The organism is Thermosinus carboxydivorans Nor1 (assembly GCF_000169155.1).
Taxonomy (GTDB): Bacteria; Bacillota; Negativicutes; order Sporomusales; family Thermosinaceae; genus Thermosinus; species Thermosinus carboxydivorans.
Genome location: NZ_AAWL01000011.1, coordinates 70,503 through 92,498, shown reverse-complemented (window position 1 = coordinate 92,498; position 21,996 = coordinate 70,503). Strand labels below are relative to the sequence as shown.

22 protein-coding genes and 5 tRNA genes are annotated in these 21,996 nt (G+C 47.4%); 4 read left to right on the top strand and 23 right to left on the bottom strand.

What is annotated here, in order from left to right; translation table 11 throughout:
- Nucleotides 1-75 precede the first annotated feature (75 nt).
- From TCARDRAFT_RS09170 to citG, 6 genes are all read right to left on the bottom strand, one after another.
- Nucleotides 76-1,275 (bottom strand): IS1182 family transposase, encoded by a 1,200-nt coding sequence (locus TCARDRAFT_RS09170; RefSeq protein ID WP_007288000.1) that lies wholly within the window; start codon nucleotides 1,273-1,275, stop codon nucleotides 76-78.
- 336 nt (nucleotides 1,276-1,611) lie between these two features.
- Nucleotides 1,612-2,811 carry an IS1182 family transposase gene (locus tag TCARDRAFT_RS09165; RefSeq protein ID WP_007288000.1) on the bottom strand — a complete coding sequence of 400 codons (1,200 nt, stop codon included), beginning with the start codon at nucleotides 2,809-2,811 and terminating at the stop codon, nucleotides 1,612-1,614.
- 414 nt (nucleotides 2,812-3,225) lie between these two features.
- Nucleotides 3,226-3,807, bottom strand: a complete 582-nt coding sequence (locus tag TCARDRAFT_RS09160; protein WP_007289695.1) for a DJ-1/PfpI family protein — start codon at nucleotides 3,805-3,807, stop codon at nucleotides 3,226-3,228.
- Nucleotides 3,808-4,643: 836 nt separating this feature from the next.
- A tRNA-Thr gene (locus TCARDRAFT_RS09150) sits at nucleotides 4,644-4,719 on the bottom strand.
- A 98-nt stretch (nucleotides 4,720-4,817) separates the two neighbouring features.
- Nucleotides 4,818-6,062: an HD-GYP domain-containing protein gene (locus TCARDRAFT_RS09145; RefSeq protein WP_007289694.1), complete on the bottom strand. Its 1,245-nt coding sequence runs from the start codon at nucleotides 6,060-6,062 to the stop codon at nucleotides 4,818-4,820.
- 60 nt (nucleotides 6,063-6,122) lie between these two features.
- Nucleotides 6,123-7,514, bottom strand: a complete 1,392-nt coding sequence (citG, locus tag TCARDRAFT_RS09140; protein ID WP_007289693.1) for a triphosphoribosyl-dephospho-CoA synthase CitG — start codon at nucleotides 7,512-7,514, stop codon at nucleotides 6,123-6,125.
- 488 nt (nucleotides 7,515-8,002) lie between these two features.
- Here citG and TCARDRAFT_RS09135 point away from each other — a divergent pair, with 488 nt between their 5' ends.
- Nucleotides 8,003-8,860, top strand: coding sequence for a YitT family protein (locus TCARDRAFT_RS09135; protein WP_007289692.1), 858 nt, complete (start codon nucleotides 8,003-8,005; stop codon nucleotides 8,858-8,860).
- A 112-nt stretch (nucleotides 8,861-8,972) separates the two neighbouring features.
- The gene (splB, locus tag TCARDRAFT_RS09130) at nucleotides 8,973-9,998 is read left to right on the top strand and encodes a spore photoproduct lyase (RefSeq protein WP_007289691.1); all 1,026 of its coding nucleotides are present in this window, start codon (nucleotides 8,973-8,975) and stop codon (nucleotides 9,996-9,998) included.
- A 222-nt stretch (nucleotides 9,999-10,220) separates the two neighbouring features.
- Here the strand turns inward: splB and TCARDRAFT_RS09120 are convergent, their stop codons facing one another.
- The 17 genes from TCARDRAFT_RS09120 to TCARDRAFT_RS16410 all read right to left on the bottom strand — a co-directional run bounded on the left by TCARDRAFT_RS09120 (nucleotide 10,221) and on the right by TCARDRAFT_RS16410 (nucleotide 20,106).
- Nucleotides 10,221-11,300, bottom strand: a complete 1,080-nt coding sequence (locus TCARDRAFT_RS09120; RefSeq protein WP_007289690.1) for a DUF7305 domain-containing protein — start codon at nucleotides 11,298-11,300, stop codon at nucleotides 10,221-10,223.
- Between the two features lie 10 nt (nucleotides 11,301-11,310).
- Nucleotides 11,311-11,784 (bottom strand): PilW family protein, encoded by a 474-nt coding sequence (locus tag TCARDRAFT_RS09115; protein WP_007289689.1) that lies wholly within the window; start codon nucleotides 11,782-11,784, stop codon nucleotides 11,311-11,313.
- Nucleotides 11,785-11,802: 18 nt separating this feature from the next.
- The gene (locus TCARDRAFT_RS09110; RefSeq protein ID WP_007289707.1) at nucleotides 11,803-12,210 is read right to left on the bottom strand and encodes a hypothetical protein; all 408 of its coding nucleotides are present in this window, start codon (nucleotides 12,208-12,210) and stop codon (nucleotides 11,803-11,805) included.
- Nucleotides 12,211-12,550: 340 nt separating this feature from the next.
- Nucleotides 12,551-12,626 (bottom strand) — tRNA-Gly (locus TCARDRAFT_RS09105).
- Between the two features lie 274 nt (nucleotides 12,627-12,900).
- A complete protein-coding gene (locus TCARDRAFT_RS09100) occupies nucleotides 12,901-13,569 on the bottom strand; it encodes a TerC family protein (RefSeq protein WP_007289688.1) in 669 nt (222 codons plus the stop codon).
- A 128-nt stretch (nucleotides 13,570-13,697) separates the two neighbouring features.
- Nucleotides 13,698-14,735 (bottom strand): [FeFe] hydrogenase H-cluster radical SAM maturase HydE, encoded by a 1,038-nt coding sequence (gene hydE, locus TCARDRAFT_RS09095; RefSeq protein ID WP_007289687.1) that lies wholly within the window; start codon nucleotides 14,733-14,735, stop codon nucleotides 13,698-13,700.
- Nucleotides 14,736-14,879: 144 nt separating this feature from the next.
- Nucleotides 14,880-16,256 (bottom strand): RsmF rRNA methyltransferase first C-terminal domain-containing protein, encoded by a 1,377-nt coding sequence (locus tag TCARDRAFT_RS09090; RefSeq protein ID WP_007289686.1) that lies wholly within the window; start codon nucleotides 16,254-16,256, stop codon nucleotides 14,880-14,882.
- 104 nt (nucleotides 16,257-16,360) lie between these two features.
- Nucleotides 16,361-16,576, bottom strand: coding sequence for a hypothetical protein (locus TCARDRAFT_RS09085; RefSeq protein WP_007289685.1), 216 nt, complete (start codon nucleotides 16,574-16,576; stop codon nucleotides 16,361-16,363).
- Between the two features lie 107 nt (nucleotides 16,577-16,683).
- On the bottom strand, nucleotides 16,684-17,121 hold the full coding sequence (locus tag TCARDRAFT_RS09080; RefSeq protein ID WP_007289684.1) for a hypothetical protein: 438 nt from the start codon (nucleotides 17,119-17,121) through the stop codon (nucleotides 16,684-16,686).
- A gap of 152 nt (nucleotides 17,122-17,273) precedes the next feature.
- Nucleotides 17,274-17,349, bottom strand: a tRNA-Phe gene (locus TCARDRAFT_RS09075).
- A gap of 5 nt (nucleotides 17,350-17,354) precedes the next feature.
- Nucleotides 17,355-17,430 (bottom strand) — tRNA-Asp (locus TCARDRAFT_RS09070).
- Nucleotides 17,431-17,440: 10 nt separating this feature from the next.
- A tRNA-Glu gene (locus TCARDRAFT_RS09065) sits at nucleotides 17,441-17,515 on the bottom strand.
- 119 nt (nucleotides 17,516-17,634) lie between these two features.
- Nucleotides 17,635-17,841: a hypothetical protein gene (locus TCARDRAFT_RS09060; protein ID WP_040683253.1), complete on the bottom strand. Its 207-nt coding sequence runs from the start codon at nucleotides 17,839-17,841 to the stop codon at nucleotides 17,635-17,637.
- Nucleotides 17,842-18,021: 180 nt separating this feature from the next.
- Entirely contained in the window at nucleotides 18,022-18,213 is a 192-nt protein-coding gene (locus TCARDRAFT_RS09055; protein ID WP_040683252.1) for a hypothetical protein, read from the bottom strand.
- A gap of 56 nt (nucleotides 18,214-18,269) precedes the next feature.
- Nucleotides 18,270-18,461, bottom strand: a complete 192-nt coding sequence (locus TCARDRAFT_RS09050) for a hypothetical protein (protein WP_040683251.1) — start codon at nucleotides 18,459-18,461, stop codon at nucleotides 18,270-18,272.
- A gap of 416 nt (nucleotides 18,462-18,877) precedes the next feature.
- On the bottom strand, nucleotides 18,878-19,591 hold the full coding sequence (locus tag TCARDRAFT_RS09045) for an S-layer homology domain-containing protein (RefSeq protein WP_007289683.1): 714 nt from the start codon (nucleotides 19,589-19,591) through the stop codon (nucleotides 18,878-18,880).
- A gap of 368 nt (nucleotides 19,592-19,959) precedes the next feature.
- Nucleotides 19,960-20,106 carry a multicopper oxidase domain-containing protein gene (locus TCARDRAFT_RS16410; protein ID WP_198003917.1) on the bottom strand — a complete coding sequence of 49 codons (147 nt, stop codon included), beginning with the start codon at nucleotides 20,104-20,106 and terminating at the stop codon, nucleotides 19,960-19,962.
- Between the two features lie 858 nt (nucleotides 20,107-20,964).
- On the opposite strand from TCARDRAFT_RS16410, the gene TCARDRAFT_RS09040 reads away from it, so the two are divergent.
- Together TCARDRAFT_RS09040 and TCARDRAFT_RS09035 are read left to right on the top strand one after the other, a co-directional pair.
- Complete coding sequence (locus TCARDRAFT_RS09040) at nucleotides 20,965-21,354, top strand: rhodanese-like domain-containing protein (RefSeq protein ID WP_007289704.1); 390 nt, start codon at nucleotides 20,965-20,967, stop codon at nucleotides 21,352-21,354.
- Between the two features lie 200 nt (nucleotides 21,355-21,554).
- Nucleotides 21,555-21,920 (top strand): winged helix-turn-helix transcriptional regulator, encoded by a 366-nt coding sequence (locus TCARDRAFT_RS09035; protein ID WP_007289682.1) that lies wholly within the window; start codon nucleotides 21,555-21,557, stop codon nucleotides 21,918-21,920.
- The last annotated feature ends 76 nt before the right edge of the window (nucleotides 21,921-21,996 follow it).

Below are 21,996 nucleotides of genomic sequence, written 5' to 3'. Positions count from 1 at the left end.
AATATTAGCCTTAAAAAGGGTAGACCTATCCCTATGGCGGGCTAATTCTGTAAAAAGTAAGATGAAAAACAATAATTAGGCTGCTTTTTGCTGATGTATCTGGCGATTAACCGCTATTGTTCCTGCCAGTAAAGCAATGCAGCAAAGCATTAGATGTGCTGTAACCTTTTTAATTCCCTGTACACGAACTGTGTTTGCTCCAAGCTGCTCCTTCAATCGGGAAAATGCTCGTTCTACCGATGTTCGCTCCGCATAAAGTTTTTCCCATTCCCGTGTGCCACGATGAGGAGTACAGAAGCTGCGCGGATCATCTTCAACTTTTTTCTTTATAACCAGGCCATAGTTAGACGGTGAACACCATGCACTCCCGTTAGGACAATTAACTTTGCCACATACATGGGGACACCGAAACTTTAATATTCCTTTTTCTCTTTCACACCCCCAGTAAACCATCGGATAACCCATGGAGCATGTTGGAGTACGATTTTCGTCCATTCCTTCGGGCGGTAATTTTTCTTTCCGGCGATTGAGAGGGATAATGGCTTGTGCTTGGCGCTCATATGCGGCTTGATAAACATCTTTGGCATCATAGCCCATATCCATGCAGTAGTACTTTGGCTGGTGCTTGATTTCATCCATTAAAGGGATAGCCTGTGTGACATCGTTCCGATTGGCAGGAGTGACTTTGACGGCTATAGGTAATTCGCTTTTGGTGTCAACTGCCAGGTGTAGTTTATAGCCAAACCATACATGTTGATTACCATGGGTATCTAGCTTAGCACCCCAGGTAGCACTGTCGCCATTGCTATTTAGCTCCTTTTTAGGAACAGGTTTTTCATAAGAGTCGATGGCGCTGGCATCGATTGCAACAACTTCACCAGATATGACCTTGTCTTGAATGGCGGTATCTACCAAAGCAGAGAATAGCACTTGTAGGCTATCTGTCTCAGCTATCTTTTGAAAGAAACGACTAAATGTAGCTAATGATGGTACAGGCTGCTCTAGTGAAAAGCCGCATTCGTAGCGAAAAACCAAGTCAGTTTTTAAGCGCTCGACCAGTAATGTGACGGTAGGAATGGAACATAACCTCATTGCAAGAAAGGCTTTTATTAATGCGGCTGAACTATATCCTTTAGGGCCGCGGATAGATTTTATTGGTAAAGTCTTTAACAAGGGGTGAAGATCAATACTTTCAAAAACCATCGCCAGACGAGTTTTGGGTTGATATTGCATAAGAGTATCGAAGGAAAATAAGGGTTTTTGCCGAATATACATAGTGACTTCAACCTCCATTTGCTGGATTTGGATTGTTTTGTCACTTGATAAATTCGGCAATTCTGGGGGTGAAGTCCTTTTTATTGTCTTCAGAACCCTTGATTTATCTGGGCTGCAAAATATGAAAATCTCTCGTTTGTGAAAGTGAGAGTTTTGCATAATTCAATCGCAAGTTATCCACAAAGAGATGTCTTTAAGCAATTTTGATGTCAAATTCAAGAGCTATTAGTGTAATTAGCCAATTTTTAACAAAAATGCTCTAATATTAGCCTAAAAAAGGGTAGACCTATCCCTATGGCGGGCTAATTCTGTAAAAAGTAAGATGAAAAACAATAATTAGGCTGCTTTTTGCTGATGTATCTGGCGATTAACCGCTATTGTTCCTGCCAGTAAAGCAATGCAGCAAAGCATTAGATGTGCTGTAACCTTTTTAATTCCCTGTACACGAACTGTGTTTGCTCCAAGCTGCTCCTTCAATCGGGAAAATGCTCGTTCTACCGATGTTCGCTCCGCATAAAGTTTTTCCCATTCCCGTGTGCCACGATGAGGAGTACAGAAGCTGCGCGGATCATCTTCAACTTTTTTCTTTATAACCAGGCCATAGTTAGACGGTGAACACCATGCACTCCCGTTAGGACAATTAACTTTGCCACATACATGGGGACACCGAAACTTTAATATTCCTTTTTCTCTTTCACACCCCCAGTAAACCATCGGATAACCCATGGAGCATGTTGGAGTACGATTTTCGTCCATTCCTTCGGGCGGTAATTTTTCTTTCCGGCGATTGAGAGGGATAATGGCTTGTGCTTGGCGCTCATATGCGGCTTGATAAACATCTTTGGCATCATAGCCCATATCCATGCAGTAGTACTTTGGCTGGTGCTTGATTTCATCCATTAAAGGGATAGCCTGTGTGACATCGTTCCGATTGGCAGGAGTGACTTTGACCGCTATAGGTAATTCGCTTTTGGTGTCAACTGCCAGGTGTAGTTTATAGCCAAACCATACATGTTGATTACCATGGGTATCTAGCTTAGCACCCCAGGTAGCACTGTCGCCATTGCTATTTAGCTCCTTTTTAGGAACAGGTTTTTCATAAGAGTCGATGGCGCTGGCATCGATTGCAACAACTTCACCAGATATGACCTTGTCTTGAATGGCGGTATCTACCAAAGCAGAGAATAGCACTTGTAGGCTATCTGTCTCAGCTATCTTTTGAAAGAAACGACTAAATGTAGCTAATGATGGTACAGGCTGCTCTAGTGAAAAGCCGCATTCATAGCGAAAAACCAAGTCAGTTTTTAAGCGCTCGACCAGTAATGTGACGGTAGGAATGGAACATAACCTCATTGCAAGAAAGGCTTTTATTAATGCGGCTGAACTATATCCTTTAGGGCCGCGGATAGATTTTATTGGTAAAGTCTTTAACAAGGGGTGAAGATCAATACTTTCAAAAACCATCGCCAGACGAGTTTTGGGTTGATATTGCATAAGAGTATCGAAGGAAAATAAGGGTTTTTGCCGAATATACATAGTGACTTCAACCTCCATTTGCTGGATTTGGATTGTTTTGTCACTTGATAAATTCGGCAATTCTGGGGGTGAAGTCCTTTTTATTGCCTTCAGAACCCTTGATTTATCTGGGCTGCAAAATATGAAAAACTCTCAATTACCAGTGTACCTGCTCAAATTTCGAAACCTTTTTTCCCTTGCTTACCTTCCCATACAAGGCATCTTTTGGCATTACGCAATTACCAATTATTACAATTCCACGCCAAATTCCGTTGTTCCTTTTATTTTGCAATCATGCAAGTTTCTCCACAGCTTGGTAGCTTATACTCTCCGGAATCACACCCACCCATTGGGTATAACTGTTAAAACCTATTTATTAGCCTTGCTCCTGCAAATAAGTCAATTTTTAAAATAAGTCAATCCTGACCCCCGGAATTATAGTTTTTCTACGTCTACATCATATTCGATTTTAGCGGCGACTTCCTGGGCGAATTCCCTGCCGAACAGCAGTTTTAGGAGATAGAAACCCAGTTCGAGACCGGAACTGACGCCGGCTGCGGTGATCACACTGCCATCCTGGACGACTTTCGATTTTACCGGATGGATAGCCGGGTAACCGGCCAGTTCGGGGAGAGCGGCAAAATAGGTTGTTGCCCGTTTGCCGTCAAGTATTCCCGCTTCGGCCAATATGAAAGCGCCGGTGCATACCGAAGTGATATAGCGGGCAGTTTTCGCCTGCTGCAGGATAAAGTCTCTGATCGCGGGGTCATGCATGGCCTTCATCCGGCCTTTGCCGCCAGGAACCACGATGATATCCAGGGGAGGGCAGTTGGCAAAATCAATGTCAGGAATGACTTTCAAGCCGTTGAAAGCCTGAACGGGGTTTATAGTCTCCGCTACAGTCAGTACTTTTGTACTTTCAGAACGCAATTTGTTCGGGTAACTGAGAACCTCGAAAGGGCCTACAAAATCAAGCTCTTCCACCTGTGGGAAAATCAGTATGCCGATAGTGACCATTATATATACCTCCAGAGCTTTTTTATATCCATTCGTCGATTGGTATTTACTTCCTTGTTTGGCAGAACAGTCAAACCACCGACATAAAGAAAATATATTTTTATCGCAATCTGATAACGGGAGATGACCAGGTTAAGCCGCTATTCTTTTGATACGGTGTGAGCGCAGCAACACGGCATAGTTTCACCAGCAATCTATGGATAAAACGCGAGTTCCGGGAAAAGCGCGAGCGGAGAAGTTGCAAGCAGAAGTTCTGGAAAAAACACGAAACCAGGTTGAGGAGGATCGTCAATATTATCAATATTAGGATTATCGCCACAAAAAGGACATACGCCATGAAAGCAGTAATAATCAAATTCGCAACCGCACCACAGGCATACCTTATATAATCTAAAGAAAGAAACTTCATATAATTTTAAGATCGAAGTATAGGTTTTGACACATTTTTTAGTGGACTTCGGCAAAGGCCAATTGGGTATACCAAAATAGTGGTCCACAAGGATGCCTCCCATGTTGCTTCTTAATTCTATTATATGTAAAACACTAGCTGTCTGCCATAAACTAAAAAAGCGCCCCAGCCCGTAGGACAGAGCAGCCAAGCTTATTTATTAATTACACCCAAGACCGCAGCTACAATCCAAGCTCTGACAGGACATGCCTCGCCTAAAGTTTTGACCGAAAACTACATGCATAGCGTATCTATTTCACAGATAAAAGCTATGAAGCAAAGACAACAAAAACTGTACAGCATTATTGACGCAAAATAGTCATTGACGCAAACTTTGACGCAAAAACAAAAATTATGGGCTGGCAAATCTGCCAGCCCTTGTTTTTACTGGAGCCGATAACAGGATTCGAACCTGCGACCCGCGCATTACGAATGCGCTGCTCTACCAGCTGAGCTATATCGGCATTTTTCACGTTATATATTTTAACGTCGAAAGCGGAAAAAGTCAACACTTCTGGTCCAAGCAATATTTGCTTCTTTTGCCAGGACGCGGTCTTTTACTTCATGGCTTATAGGCGCTGGACATACTTTGGATAAGATCGTACAATTGCCTTCCGTTATCGAAAAGTTCAGCTGTGATTTTCGCATCCAGTTTGCGGCTATTGACCATACCGCGCATAATACTCTCTACTTTTTGATATGGCAAGGGCTCGCGGTAAGGACGGATTTCGCTCAGGGCAGTAAACACATCGGCCACCGCCATAATGCGGGATCCGAGGCCCAGTTTTTTCCCATCAATGCGGAAAGGATACCCCGTCCCGTCCAGCGTCTCGTGATGATAGGCCGCCCATTCGGCGATGGTAGCGAAGCCGTCGATTTGCTCTAAAATCCGGTAGGTATAATAGGTATGCTGCTTGATGATGGCAAATTCCAGCTCTGACAGTTTGCCCCGCTTCTCCAGAATGGCGTTGGGGATGGCCAGCTTCCCAAGGTCGTGAAACAAGCCGGCGATGCGCATAGCTTTTACTTCGTCGGCGCTGTAGCCTTTGAGCTCGGCCAGAAAAGAGGCCACAAGGGCCACACAGCGGGAGTGAGCGCCCGTGAAGCGGCTGGTACGGTCAATGATGGTGGCAAAAACCTCGGCCACATTAATTACGTCGTCGATGGTGAACCGCATGCGGCCATAGTCGTCAATATCCCGGAAGAAGTTTTGGTAATGATTCCGATTAACCAGGTCAAACCAAAAGCTTTCTTTCGAGCTAAAATCGTGAAAAGCACGCACCAATTCGGGATCAAAACAGCTGCCGCTCTGGCTGCTGATAGCGGCCAAAACAGCGGGACGCTGGTTTAGGATAAAATCGTCCTCGTGCAAGAGGACTTCTACCCGGTCGGCAAGATTAATAATTCGGGAAATAAGCGGAATGTCCTCACCGGCTAACCCGGAAGGGCTCGACCCGTCCCAGTAATCATGGTGGCGGCGAATCGGCTCAGCCACCATACCCAGCTGAACCGAGTCTTTCAATAGTTCATAACCGGCTTCGGCGTGGGCATAGATGTTACCGCCGGCACCGGTCAGCATTGAAGGCAGGCGAAGCCTTTCCTCCCAACTGGACGCAGCGCCCAAGTCATGGAGCAGCGTCGCGTAAACTAAAATTAACCGCTGCATTCCGTCAAGGCCGATATGCTCAGCCAAACAATTGGCAATATATGCCGTCCGCCAGTGGTGACGGGATAAGCCGCCGGCAGACAGTTCCAGCGCCAGCGACAGGGCCCGGATAAGATTAACAGGATGAATGTTAAACTGCATTGGCCCCCTCCTCGCCAAACAAGTTGTTCTTCCATTACAACCACTTTATGCTAAAACCAATCATTCGTCAAGAGATCGCCCAACCTCTTCCAGGCGGTGGAGGAACCAGGTAACGGCTAGCAGATCGGCAGCGCCGCCAGGGCTAACGTTATGGGCAATAAATTCCTCGTCAAGCGCCGCGACCCGCGCCCGGCCATCAGCCGCGTACATGCCGCCGGCGGCCAGAAAGGCCGTCACCCGCGGCCGCAGCCACTGCCGCAAGATATCGGGGTTATGCCGGTTCATCACTGTTGTATCCTCAACATGGGCCATAAGCACCATCAAGGTTTCAACCAGCGCATCGTTAACGCTTAGCCCCGCCGCCAGCGCCTGCCTTAGCGCAGGAAGCCCGTAATCGCGCACGGCCGGCAAGCCCCGCTCCATTTCGCCGCGAATGCCGGTAATGCCATAGTCACGATACAGCCGTTCACCGGCCGTTAGCTTCGCCGCCGGCTTGGCCGCCACACTCCCTAGTTCCCGCGCGACAATGCCGTCCACCATTTCGGCCGCCGCTGCCAGGACGGCAGCGGGCGCTACCGGCTGCCGTCGCTGAACTAGCCAGCCGGCAGCGGCAACAACAATCCCCAGGGAAAACAGTAGGCCTTTTTGCGTATTAACGCCGCGCGTGGCCGTCAGCATCGATTGTTCACCTTCCCGACCAATGCGCCGCAGTACAGGTAGTAGCTCCGGTAAAGATCCGCCATGGCGCAGGCCCGCTTCGGCGCAGCGAGCCATCGTCAAGCTAAGCGCGGCCGTACTGGCCATAAAGGTGAAAAAATCCATATCCCGGTGCGCGCCGGCGTTGTTTCTGTCTACCAGACCCGGCGCCGGCGTGCAGGCCACTTCATACAACATCGCCTCTACGGCCAGCGCCCCGATCTTTTCAGCCCGGGGACTGACCGCCCGTGTCTCGTAGGCGACAAACCGGATTAACAGCTCGTCCACCGCCGCCGCCAGTTCCGCCGGCGAATGGCGCCGCTCGCGCATGCATAGCACCGCCGGACGGCTGCAGACAAAACATTGGCGCGCCTTTCCCGCATCCTGACGGGACACGAGCTGTCCGGCGGCGGTAAATACATCGAGATCCAGCAGGCGGCCAAACGGTTCCTCTTCTTCGATCGCTATGCAGACATCCTTAATGGCGTGAGCGTCACCGCGCAGGGCAATCAGTGCCTCCGGCCCGGTGACCAAGTTAAGCCGGCTGACCGCCAGCACATCGCACCGCCGCCGGACAGCGGCGACCGCGTAGTCGCACAGGCGGCGCACTTCCGGCCGGTCCTTGACCGGACCGGGAATATTGACCGTAATACTGATTATAGGCGTGCCGTACTCTGCGCGCAGCGCTTCCTGGCGAGAGCGGCGCTGCTCTTTGGCGGTGAGAATATCTGATAAAACAAGCTGGTCTGCCAACATGCTACCCCCATAAAGGATGCAAAAACCGCTGCATCAAAATATTTGTTGGTTTTGCCGCCAACAGTATAACAAAGAATTGGAAGGGACACAACGTCATTCGTTAGACAAATATACCTGGTTGGAAACATATGCAATCATAATAATTAAAGAAAGAAGGAAACGGCCGGGACTTTCTCAAAATACGAAAAGAGAGTCATCACAGAACAACGCGCAAAGATAATCATGCCTTCAAAGCCAGCACCACAAAGGGAGGGCACAGAGGCGCGATATTCATCGCGCGAAGAATTGAATAAAAAATTTTCTCCGCGTCCTCTGCGGTTCTATAAAATATCACCTCCCGCGACAACTGTCGCGCGCGTAACCCTTCGCGTTCTTCGCGGCCTTCGCGGTTTTACGCTTTCCAGGGTAGACCCCCCATGTCGTTAGCACGATACCAACAAAGAATGAAAACAGGTGTAGAGTTTTTGGAGTAGACTGGAGGAAAAACAATGTCTAAGCGCAGCACGGCAAAGAGGACAATAACAAAGTATGTATTATTATTTATCGGCGCCATTATTGCCGCTATTGGTCTGGAAATCTTTTTGATCCCCAACCAAATAATTGACGGTGGCATTATTGGCATCTCGATAATGGCCAGCCACTTGACGCAAATGCCGCTGAGTTTGTTTATCATTCTTTTTAATTTACCGTTTTTATATATCGGATACATACAGATTGGCAGGACGTTTGCATTTTCAACAATGTTTGCCATTTGCTCGCTGTCCTTTTGGGTAACAGTGTTACGACCCATCCCAGGATTAACGCAAGACTTGTTTCTCGCCTCCGTATTCGGCGGCATCATCCTGGGCATTGGCGTGGGACTAATCATCCGCTATGGCGGTTCGCTCGACGGTACGGAAATCATCGCCATTATTTTAGACAAGCGCACCGGCTTTTCTGTTGGCGAGATTATCATGTTTTTTAATGTGTTTATTTTGGGCAGCGCCGGACTGGTGTTTTCCTGGGATCGGGCAATGTATTCAATGGTAGCTTACTTTGTGGCGTTTAAGCTGATTGATATCACTATCGAGGGTCTCGATGAATCGAAAGGCGTTATTATTGTCTCGGATAAAGCGCAAGAAATAGCGGAAGTATTAATGACCCGGCTGGGTCGGGGTGTGACCTTTCTCCACGGCCGGGGCGCTTATTCCGGCGAAGCCAAAAATGTGCTGTACTCGGTAATAACCAGGCTGGAAATATCAAAGTTAAAATCAATCATCGATGAAATCGACGAAGATGCTTTCGTCACCATTCATGAGGTCCACGAAGTGATGGGCGGGCGATTTAAAAAGAAGGCCATCCATTAAGCATCTTAACGCGGCTCCTTCTATTCGCGGCAAGGTAGTATGAGCGGAGCGCAAGATTTACCGCAGCCAGCGCATACTATGAAAAACCATTGTGCTGAAAGGAGACTGCCTCTTGGAGCCTTTCCTCCCCAAGCGAGTTTTTTTTGAACCTAAGGCGCTCGACTATAGTCTGGGACGCCGGTTATATGACTTTTTCCGGCAAAAAGACATTGAGGTGCGTATGACGGCGTCGCATAACCGCGTAACGGGCATCCCCGGCAAGACGGCCAGCGAGGGCTACCGAGAGGCCAAGGAAACGTTGGTTGTCGGCGTCAGGAAAAACGGCAGCTTCGCCACCTGCAAGCCTTCGGCCCACTATCAGCTCCCCCTGGCGACCAGTTGCCCCGGCATGTGCGAATATTGTTATCTTGCCACGACGCTGGGCAAAAAGCCGTACTTGCGCGTTTACGTCAATATCGAGGAAATCCTCGATCAGGCGCAGGCGTATATTAACGAACGGGCGCCGGAAATTACCGTTTTTGAGGGGTCAGCCACCTCCGACCCTATCCCGACGGAATACCTTACCGGAGCCCTTAAGCGGACGATTGAGTTTTTCGGCCGGCAGGAGTTAGGGCGGTTTCGTTTTGTTACCAAATACAGCCAGGTCGAATCACTGTTAGATGCCCAACATAACGGGCACACGCGCTTTAGATTCAGCCTTAATGCGGCGACCATTATTGACCGCTATGAACACCGCACGGCCTCAATGGCCGAAAGGGTAGAAGCGGCGGCGAAGGTCGCCCGGGCCGGCTACCCGCTAGGGTTTATTGTTGCGCCGATCTTCGTTTATCCGGGCTGGGAAGAGGATTATCAGGCAATGTTTTCTGCCCTTGACGCCCAGCTGCCCCTTGACGCCCGGAAAGGCGTTACGTTTGAGTTTATCAGCCACCGTTTTACCACCCGGGCCAAAGCCAATGTCCTGGATATATTTCCCCATACCACCCTGCCTCTCAATGAAGAAACCCGCAAGTTTAAATTCGGCCAGTTTGGGTATGGCAAGTATGTGTATACTGCTGAGGTTATGCAGGCCATAAAAACCTTCATGCAGCGTCAGGTAGCCGCCTATTTTCCTGCGGCAAAGACGGAGTATTTCGTCTAGAAAAAATAATTTTGTGCCGACACACAATTCTTGGCAAGCAGGTTATATCCTGCCAGGTACAGAAGCTGAGCGCTGATAAAAAAATGCTGGGGCGGAATACTTTCCGCCCCAGCATTATCTACGACCGGGCGGGTGACGGGGCTCGAACCCGCTCCAGTCGGCTTGAAAATTCGAGCGCGAGGAGTAACTGCCATAACCAAAACCATACCCCGTCAGTTTGATTTATTGCCACGTAACGCTTACGCCGCCTGTACCTGAACCCGGCAGTGTGAAAGCGTTAATTACCTCCTGCGAATAAGCAATGTCTGCGTTTTGGGCAATCGCAATAGAACCATTTGCATATACTCCACCCGTTATGTTGGTGTTTTGCTCTATTAAAACTGCTTTATCGGCGTTATTGTTACCTTGGGCAACAATAACCAGGTTGCCGTAAGAAGAATTGTTTTTATTCAAGTTTTGGCTTATTGCCACACTGCCAGCAGCAATTAGAAGTATATTGTCACCGCTGGCAATGTCGACATTTTGGTCAATTACAACATTGCCTTTCACATAGATAATAGTCGTGCCATTTGCGGTAGTGACATCAAGCAATGTATTTTTATTAATTGTCAGGTTATCGCTTACATAATAAAGCGGCTGGCTGAGCGTATATTTCCCCCCTGACGGCCAGGGAAACGCCGCGCCCTTGTTATATAGCGCCGGGTCAAACTTGCCGCCAGAACCATAACTAGGCAAGGGTGATATGCCCGCATTTTCTTCTTTGTTGCCTGTTATGGTACTATGTTTATCAACAAAAATTGTCCCATTAGCCGCAATTGAACCAGTTATATTAGCATGTTGATCTAATGACAGATTGGCACCGGCAAAAATTGCTTTATCAAATATCAAAGAGTTAGCACCTTGACCGTCATTGAGTTTTCCGCCGCCCGAAACCGTGACTTCAACGGCAACTTTCCGGCTTACTCCGTTCACTGTACCTATGGACACAACAGTATAAGTCCCTGGCGAAGGACTGCCCACAGGAACAGGGTTTACAGTCACAACATATGTTTTATTTGAAACATTTTTTATGAGGTTTTGTGTGGAGTTCAACCAGCTCCAGTCCGTTGCCTGCTTGTTAAACGCGCTTATTGCCCTTTTGGCACCGGCTTCCGCTGCAAACTGCGCCTCGATTGCATCGCTATTAATCTTGCTAAATTTTACTTCATTTGTTACCATTGGCAGGATGGCAACGGCGAAAAGGCCTAAAACAATCATTACTCCGATGGCCATAATTGCCGCAGAGCCTTTCTGGTTAAGCATAGCTACACCTCTAACGCGTTAAGTTTGGCGAAAAAACCTTTGTGCTTAGCATAAATTCACCTGTTGAATTGTTTTCAGGATTATTTAATACCACAGTAACAGTCATCATGCGACCGTCACTGCTGTCTCGCTCAAAAGTAATATCTTTAACTATATTGGCAGTTATGCGGTTGCCGTTGCGGACAATGCAGCCGGCATTTGCGCCAGTACCAATCTCCACTGTGTAATTGTCGGAACCGATAGCGTAAACAGCACGGCTGCTTGTTGCTCCTTTTGCCGGCTCGGTTATCGTCGTCGCTTTTTGCAAATCGTTAACAAGTTCGTTAATGGCTATTCGAGCCTGCTGGACTTCATAAGTCCGCTTTTGCGCATAATGATACGATGCCACAGAAACGCCTAATACCCCAAGTATGCCAGTCATTATTATCGTCATAATGGCCATACCGACTACCAGTTCAACCAAAGTGTACCCTTTCTGGTCCACTCTTTCACCTACTTATACTTACTTATAATAATATGTTACAATCTGCAAGACTTTGTCCCCGGTTGGTTCAGACCATTGTACAGTCACCCGAACCGGTATTACATCAGCGTCCAGTCCGTCAGGTATTTCATCTGGGTCTAAAACTTTAATAGTATACTGAAATTTAGTTTTAGAATTAGGGTCATCAAAAAAATCACTTTTAAACCATTGCGGGCTTGACCTATCTAATCCAGTGTGGTCATGAATTTTTAGTTCAGTTAAGAGTTGGTGCGCTAAATATGTCGCTTGTGTTTGGTTGCTAATAGATAAGGTGCCTTGGGTAGATTGGTGAAAATTTAAAGCTAGTGCGGTAATAGCCAGCGCAAGAATTGTCATGCCAATCAACGCATTAATGTACACCCAGCCCTTTTGATTTTTCAGGATCATGTTCTCCCTGCTTCCTCATAACATAAAGTCTGCCTTCTTTCAAAACATGCAAAAAAACAAATAGCCAGAAATAAAATACCGTCTTTGCTAGGGCAAAGTAAAACAGAATAACTACCCTAGTTTTTAAAAAAATTAGACGCTAAAATAAAATGTCCTTTTGATTTCATTTTCCACAGACAGACGTATTTTGCAGTTGTGATAGCAGACAAGCTAGCCGGTGCTTTGCTATCACGGAAATAAAAAAGCCGTCATTACGACGGTCTTTTTTGGCATTGCACACTGGTTGCACACCAAAGTCAAATTTTTAGGCCTCGCGAACCCGCGAGGCCTTGATTTTAGCTGGAGCGGGTGACGGGACTCGAACCCGCGACACTCGGCTTGGGAAGCCGATGCTCTACCAACTGAGCTACGCCCGCATGTTACCTATTTCTCAGCGCTTATTATTTTACACGACTAATGTAGCAATGTCAAGGGTTGGCGGCCACTTAGGTCCCATAAATAATACCGCCTACCAGCGCAATATCCGCTGGTAGGCGGTTCTTGCAACGCTAATTTTGGCCGCGGGTTTCGCGAGTTCTTATAGAGTCTTCGTAATATTGTCCGGACAAAATCGGCCCTCCCTTTATGTGCCCTAATGTCGCTTTGCTACATAATATGCCGCACGTTAAATTATGGTGACATACCTCGCCCTTATTCCGGCATTCGATAATTTTCCGCTTTACCATCCTTAACTACGCCGTACATGACCACTAGGGCCGCCGCAATGGTGGAGAAAAAGAAACGACTAATGTCGTACCGGTCCAAGAGCGGCGCAACACTGCAGTCTGACGATATTATCCCGCCGGCCGTCCACCCTAAGAAGATTGCTCCGAGCCAACTGACGACGGGGAACTTCTCTAGGATAGCAACAATAACCGCGCTCCCCCAGATGATAACCGGGAAACTCATGACCAGCCCCAGACCTAGCAAGGTAAAATTGCCGTCGGCGATGGCGGCTACGGCGAGAACGTTGTCTAAACTCATAACTAAGTTGGCCACCATTATTTTAATAATCGCTGGCAGCAGCTCCCAGCTCTCGATTTGCGCAATGACTTCGGTTTCTTCGGCGCCAAACAGCTTAGCCGCAATCCATACCAGCATTACTCCGCCAATAATTTTTAAATAAGGTATACTCAGCAGCAGCGACGCCGTAAAAGTTAGCAGTATTTGCAGCACGACCGCGCCAATGCTGCCCCAAAGCACCGCTTTCTTTCGCTGCTCGGACGGCAGGCCGCGGCTCGCCATCGCGATTGCAAGTGCATTGTCGCTGGACAAAATCAAGTTAATCATTATTATGCTGAGCAGGATGGACCACTCCATGAAATCGCCCCTTTCTTTTTATCACACGCATTAGCATATGCGTGTAGACTAGCAAAAGGTTACCCAGCAGTGGCCCCCAACCCGAAATCCTTCCCGGCACAAAAAAACGGCGGACTATCCGCCGTTTTCTATTGCCCTATCTTCTTTTTCTGCCGGTAACCGTACCCGGCTGAAACTTTGCGCCCGATCCCGTTAATCTTGCCGGTAATACAAGCCCGGCAGTGCGCGGGAGTGTCGTTGATGCAGATCTTGCCGGGATAAAGAGCATATAACTGGCGATACTCCCCTTCGGTAACATTGGGCATGACTACATTAGCGCCGCTTTGCAGGGCAATAATCCGCCCATGCGGGTCCAGCGTTTCCATCGCCGTAGTAGCCGGTATGTTGATATCCGGCATGAGGAGTCGGGTAAGCGCCATTACTTTTAAACTGAGTGTAAACGTACCGCCTTTTGCGCCAGCCAGCGGCGTGTCGGGATTGGGGATGAACGGCCCGATGCCAATCATGTCGGCATCGATCGCTTTAAAAAAGAGAATATCGTCGGCAAGCGATTCCAGCGTCTGCCCGGGCAGCCCTACCAGACAGCCCGTACCGACCTCATAGCCAAGTTCTTTCAAATCGCGCAAGCACCGCATCCTGTTTTCAAAACTCATCCCCGGATCCAAAGCCTCATAGAGGGCTTTGTCAGTCGTCTCAATCCGCAGCAAATACCGGTCGGCCCCCGCTTCCTTGTACGCCGCATATTCTTCCCGCGTCTTTTCGCCGATGCTAAGCGTCAGCGCCATGTCCATAGCCTTGATTTCGCGAATAATATGCTGCATAGTAGGTACATCAAACGAACTGTCTTCGCCGGATTGCAATACTATCGTTTTGTAGCCGTAAGACTTAGCTTTGCGGGCAAAATCAATAATCTGCTCAACTGTCAGACGGTATCGCTTAAGGTTTTGGTTGTCGCGTCTCAGACCACAGTACAGGCAATTCTGTTTACAGATATTGGAGAATTCAATCAACCCTCGCAGATGGACTTCATCGCCGACAAACCTCTTGCGCACCCGGTCGGCCGCCGCAAACAGCTCTTGATTATACTCATCAGTCGCCAGCAGCTTAACGATTTCGTCCTTGGTTAAATCATGTGTGTGTTCTGCTTTGGCAATAATATTTAGCAAACTACTTCGCCCTCCGGCTTCAGTTTTGAAAGAGAAATAATTTCCTTTAATATCAATTCTATTATAATGGGTAATCCGGCAAGTGACCAGATAGCAGCACCGATAATCATAACAAATAATATAGCAATAATACAGCCACTCTACCTACAGCCAGCGCAATCCTTTGGGATAATGGTTTTTCAGGCTGTCCGCGCTCTGCTTGCCCCATCCGAGAGGATAGCCGTCGACGGTGACGAGTGTCCACCCTTTTTCGCCCTGGCGGGGCAGCGCTTCGCCCCGCAGATAGCGCCAAACCGCGTCGTCGGCGGCGGAATAGTCGGCTGTGTAGCGGACATCCTTGGCGGTAATGGCCATAGCCAAGGCATGCGAAGGTTCGAAACGGTTTTTCGCCAGCCAACCCAAATGCCAGCCGGGCCGAAGGATCTTAAGCCCGTCAAGCGGTGGCGCGCCCGGCGGCAACAGGTAAAGATGGTCGCCAAACAGTTGTAGGTCACCTTCCGGCACGGTAGTAAAGAATTCCCGGCAAAAAGCAAGATAGTCTTTTAAGCGGGAGTCGGCGCGGCGCTTTCCCTCTTTGCGGCCAGGCCGGATGCCAGTCCCTTTGCCTTCCCCCTGCTTGCGCAGCAGAGCTAGGAAATGACCTTCGCCCCGAAGTTTATGCGGCCACAGGCGCACGGCGCCGGCAAGGTCGCTGCGACCGCCGCCCCAGGCCGGTACGGCAGAAGCAAAGCCATGGTTGTGCGGCAGCGGCACCACCGCCAAATCCGGGTAAGCAGCCAGCAGCCAATCGACAATCTCTTCGTTTTCCTCCGGGGCAAACGTGCAGGTAGAGTAGAGCAGCCAGCCGCCGCTTTTTAGCATTCTTACTGCATCCGCCAAAATCTCCCGCTGCCGGGCGGCGCACTGACGCGGAGCATCCTGAGTCCACTCCTGGCAAGCGGCGGGGTCTTTGCGGAACATTCCTTCACCGGAGCAGGGCGCGTCCACCAGAATCCGGTCAAAAAAAGCAGGGAAACGCTCGGCCAACCGCGGCGGCGTTTCGTTCGTCACGATGCAGTTTTTTACGCCAAGCCGTTCGATGTTTTCGGAGAGAATTTTGGCCCGGGCCGGATGGACTTCATTGGCAATAAGCAGGCCCTGCCCTTGCATAAAGGCCGCTAGGTGCGTCGCTTTGCCGCCCGGCGCGGCTGCCAAGTCTAAGACAAATTCTCCCGGCTGCGGCGCCAAGAGCGGCGCCGCAGCCATGGCGCTCGGCTCCTGGATATAGTACAAACCAGCGGCATGGTAGGGATGTTTACCCGGCCGCTGCTCTTCGAGGCAATAAAACCCGTCGGTCGCCCAAGGCACGGGCGTCAGAGCAAACGGCGCCAGGCTTACCAGTTCGGCTGGCGTAATTTTAAGGGTGTTTACCCTTAGGCCATATGTGCGGGGCTCTTCGTAGCTTTGGTAAAAAGCGGCGAACTCGTCTGCCAGCAAGGCCTGCATCCGCTGGCAAAAGGCCGCAGGTAGATCGTGATGCATAGGACCTCCTTAGCGTCAGGGGACTATCTAAGGGGATTATAGTCGCTGGGGCTGACTTGCGCAAGCACTGCCAATATGGGCGCCATATAAAAAAACGGCGGGGACTATTGCACCCAGCCGTTGATGAGATAGTGCCACTTGCGGGCGATGCGCACATGACGATTGAGATCTTCGGCCAGCCGGCGCTGCTGGTTGCGGCTGAGCCCGCTCCAGGAGTAGTAGCCAGTATAGCGGGCTACTACTTCCGCCACGTCGCTGTCGGTATATCCCAGGCGTTTAAGATAGGCTATGTCCAGGGCAATGCGCTCTTGATAGTCCATACCATCATCCTTTGCGGCGTTTGTTACGGTTAGTGTTACCGAAAATCACCGCGCCAATCACTACTTCGCCATTATGCGCATGGCCGATTTTACGCCTCACCTCTGGCTTAGCGGTACTCTTTGGCAATAATGGCCCGAAACTCGGCCCGGGCCGCTGCCAACCGCTGCTCCGCCGCTAATCGCGCCTTAGCATCGTACGGATTATCGGCAGCGTCGGCCGCATATTTGCACCAGGCTTCGGCCAGGTCCAGGGCATAAACAAAGTCTTCGGCCATCGCCCCTTTATAGAACAAGGCCGCGTGTTTTAACCGGTTAAATTCATACTGCCCCTCCCAATAAATGTCTACGGCCTGCCCTGGCGACTGCTTCTGGAGCGCGTTCCCCTCGCAGGCGATACGCTCCATGAGCGCCAGCATTGCAGCGGCGCTTTCATCGGCGAAAGCATTGTCCTCGTCTGTATAGGTATATGGCGTCAACCGGTAAAGGTAGCCGGCGGCCGTGAGGAAAAGTAATAATGTAGACATAATAGCAATAAACCGCCCCATAGGCCCACCGCCTTCGTCTGCTAAAATCATCTATAGCATCTGCATTCGGGCCGGCGGCTAATTCGTGGTATTTTTCGCTAAAAAATAGTCCCGAGTCACAACGTGTAACCCGGGGTGCAAAAAACCGCTCCTCGCATGAGGAGCGGCCGAGGTGGTGCCTCAGGGCGGAATCGAACCGCCGACACGAGGATTTTCAGTCCTCTGCTCTACCAACTGAGCTACCGAGGCATATATGGCGACCCCGATGGGACTTGAACCCACGATCTCCGCCGTGACAGGGCGGCATGTTAACCACTACACCACGGGGCCATAGACGAGTTGGTGACCCGTAGGGGATTCGAACCCCTGTTACCGCCGTGAAAGGGCGGTGTCTTAACCACTTGACCAACGGGCCTTGTGTGGTTGATATCAGCAGACAAGTAAACTCTGGCATCTCGCGGCAGCGCCCGAGCATACCGCGGAGATTATTATAACCCAACACGTCACATTTGGCAATACCTTATTAAAAATATCTCAGTGACAACTCTTTTTTTCTGTTACGGAATTTTTCCCAGTAAGTTCGGTCTCTTTACCTGTTTGATTTCCGCCACAGCAGCCGGACTTGTGCCCATTTGATTTACTTGAGCCATGGCTATGTCCGCCGCAGCATCCTCCAAACCGCATCATTAAAAACATCACACCGAAGATAAGCCCGTACTGTATAATATCCTGCCATTCCATATGACAGCCCTCCTTATTTGCTGTTTGACTATAATATAACAGAAAAACTTGAAAAACTTATGAAGAATATTTGTTTTTGTTGTGAACTTTTACTATATCCGCTTATTTTGCGCCATATTATAAAAACAGCCGGACATCCTCTACCTGAAAGGTTATCCGGCTGTTTTTACCCTTGCCCTATTAACCGTGATGACCAGAGTGTTCGTTTCCGCCTTGCGGAGCATCTTCTGACGGCTTTTGTTGCTCTTGATTGGTAGTTTGATCAGCAGTCTGAGCGGCGGCAAATACCGGAGTCAGTGTAGGACTCACGACCGCGCCAAATACAAAGGCAGCCACCAGAGCAGCAAATAAGGTTTTGGTAATCTTCTTCATTGTCAGTTCCTCCCAAATGAAATATTTTCATACGTTCAAAGCTAATGAATGTGTACTTATACGGTGATATCCACCTTTTGCCCCAAATTAGGGTCGATACTTATGGCCTGCGCTTTGTTAGCCGCCGGTGTCTGATTGGTGTTGGTAGTTGTATTTTTGGCACCGCCCATCATTTGGCTGTGTTGGCTACCACTGCAGCCAGCCATACCAGACATACCCGCACCACCAGCTACTCCGCCCATTGTCATCTTCTTCACCTCCGTTATCATCCGGATTACTGGAATTTGTTAACCGCAATGTAATTATATAACATCAATATGAAGAACCTGTGAAGAAACCGTGAAAAACTGATATATTTTCTAAATTGCCTATTTTTTACCAACTCAACTATTTGTTTCCTGATTTGCATAGAACCCCAAAATACGTCTACGGCTTAAACGCGAGTTCTGGAAAAAGTTTAAGTGGAGAAGTTTCAAGAAGAAGCTCTGGGAAAAGTACGAACCCGGCCTGTGGAGGATCGTCGACCAAACTATTTCCACAACAAGGACAGCTGGGATAAAGTTCATAATCATACTCATAGCCACACCATGAGCATATTCTATATAAACGATAATAATAAATTTTATACACTTTAAAGATTAATTTATAAGTTTTTACACACTTTCTAGTACATTGGGCCGCTGTTATCGTATGCTAAAGTAAGTTTATCCCAGTTTACTTTTGCGCCTGTGATTGCGGCGCCATCTACTTCATTGGAGTTGTAAAGAAGGCCTTTACCAAGTATTAAGTCTTGTTTACCTAAAACAGTATTTACACTGCCAATTTTAGTATCCAAATTGAACCGGTCAATGCGAGTAGAGTTAAAACTATCAATAGAAGATTTATCAAAGCCTTTTTCATCAGCTGTGGTTAAACGAACGTTAATTTTGGTATTATCATTTACTTTTCCGGTTGCGCCGAGGCGGAAACGATATGTAGTATCTTCGGTTGCATTGTCATATTGAACTCGCGCTTCACCATTGAATTTAATTTGATTGTCCAATTGTTTCTGAATACCATCGACTTTTATTCCTAACTCGTTCAGTTCAGCACCAAATTCAGCAGCTAATTTGTCAACAATAATTTTTTGGTCAACTGTAGAGACTTTCCCCATAGCCTTAGCAACGATTTGGGCCATCTCATAGCGAGTTAGCGTTTTATCCCCTTTAAAGGTGCCATCGCCATAACCATCGATAATACCGGCCGCAGCAAGTTTATTTACTGCATCATAGGCCCAGTGTTTTGGGGGAACATCAGAGAAAGGATTGGCAAAAGCAGGTACCGCAAATGTTACGGTGAGAGCGGTTGTGATAGCAGTTCTTAGAAGTCTTTTTTTCATTATATTCCCTCCAAATAATTAGTAGTTTTGTGTAGACCCAAGCCATACAATATAAATTTTGTATAGGCTTCCCGCCCTTGTTGAGGAATGCATGTTTATGATGCACCTTGAGGCTAGCTTCTATATGTTGTAGCGAAAGCTTCACTCCCTTCTTCATTCGCATAATCTTAGGGTCTGTAAGCTCCCCTAAGCGGTTATCTTTATAATATCAGTTCAATATGAAGATCCTATGAGCAACCTATGAATAACCTGTGTTTTTTTTATGAAGAAGTGATGAATTTTTTTTGATAAATATAAACGTTTACCCGAAAATATTATCCTGATCACCGCGTAAAACCAAATTTTGCTTAATGGCCGTATCAGTCATATCACTCCTGTTTTCTCCATCTCACCGGTACTGCACAACGGCAAACATGCCGCAATATTGTTAACGTGTAATGCGAAATATGACAGTGAAACGGCCAGTTACCAAGATTGTCAGAGTCAAACTCAATATCCCAAGTTTCTCCGGACAAAATGCCCGGTCTCAGCTTTAATCGTCATTACTGGTTCATTGCCTTGTGTTCAGGACTGTTTACATCATGACCCATAGATTGATTCGTGCTTTGTTGGCTATTTACGGAAGGTGTGGCTTTCGTGCTACCGCAACCTGCAAGAAAAACGCTAAGCATAAGTATAATCGCCACTCCGAATATAAGACTTTTTTTCAAGTAAAATGCCCCCTGTTTTTAAAATTTTGCTAATTTATGTGTAAATTCATCCTCAGTTAGAAACATATTTATCTACAGCATGTTCCTGGCGCTCGCACCAATCCCAACACTCGGCCATATCCAAGCATTTTTTGCTGGTTACCCATTGTCGTCTATTTCCAGATAAAGCGAAGCGCAGAAGTCCAATTAAGAAAAATGTGAACTACTTGTATAATCCTTGACTATCACCGAGTTCACCGGCTCGATTTTTTATATAATACAATAAATATCCGACAACCAACATTTGAACTACCGCTAATGCCAACATATCTTTCCCCCTATATCTGCTTAATTGATACTTTTATGATACGACAATCATATGAAATCATTATGAAGAACATGTAAAAAACTGATGAATTTTCAATTTCCCATTTGATATAACACGACATCCCCGAATTTTGCCAAATATAACAAAAGCCAGCTCGGTCACCCTGATACTGGCTTTAACTGTTCTTAACCTTTACCTCGATAATACCCTGTATTAAATATCACCCGCTTGTTGTATTTGCAGCAACTAACGAATTTTCCATAATTTCTTCACATTTCTTTCATAAGACTTTCACAACAATAACCTATACTGTAACTAGAAACTCTCTTTGATAGAAATTACTGGGAGGAATTAATATGGCCACGAAACAAACCACTGCACAACAAGGGCATAAGCTGGCCCAATCACCGCGTTTAGCAGTTATTAATAATGTTAGTGCTCAGGAACTGTTGGAAGCGTATAACCAAGGTAGGGCGCTGATTTATGATCTGCGTACACCCGCAGAGTATTCCGAGTATCACATCCCCGGCTCGATCCTTCTGCCCTATGAAGAACTCGCTGAACGAATAGACGAAATACCTCGTAACACAATTGTATATATAATATATATAATATGCCGCACCGGTAATCGGACGACAAAGGCAGCTGCTATTTTGGCCGAATATGGTTACATAAACATCTACAATGTAGTCGGCGGCATACATTGTTGGGAAGGACCCTTGGAAGGTACAGCAGATTTTCTATAAGGAAGAATGAATTTTGCAGTTTGAACTATACTATTTGGCCGGACCATATGGTCCGGCCAAATAAAGTGAGCCCAACCCCTTTATTATTGGCAGTACCTGTTCTTTTAACTCTGCATGATACTCTTTCATCATAAAAGTACGCACTTTTATGATAGATACTATATGTTATTGCAGATATTATCAAATAGGAGAGTGGTAAAATGTCTAACTGTGAGGCAAACGATACAAATTGTCCTGTAACATACACACTGTCTGTGCTCGGGAGGAAATGGAAATGGTTGATAATTTATACGTTATCCGAGGAAGGAACTTTAAGATACGGAGAGTTGAAGAAAAGCCTGCCGGGTATTACCCATAAAATGCTAAGCAAACAACTTAAAGAACTAGAGTCAGAGCAATTAATTTATCGCAAAGAATATCACCAAATTCCGCCTAAGGTGGAATATTCTTTAACTCCGAAAGGAAAAACACTTATTCCAATACTGAATCTCATGTGTGATTGGGGCGCAGCAAACTGGCCTTTCAAAGCAAATAATGATTCTCTTGATTCTCTGCAAAAGGGTTGAACACTAAAAATTAGTTTCAATTTCGATGCTGTAATTAGGCTGGTTCGCGTCACTTTTACTAGTAATATCCATTCTA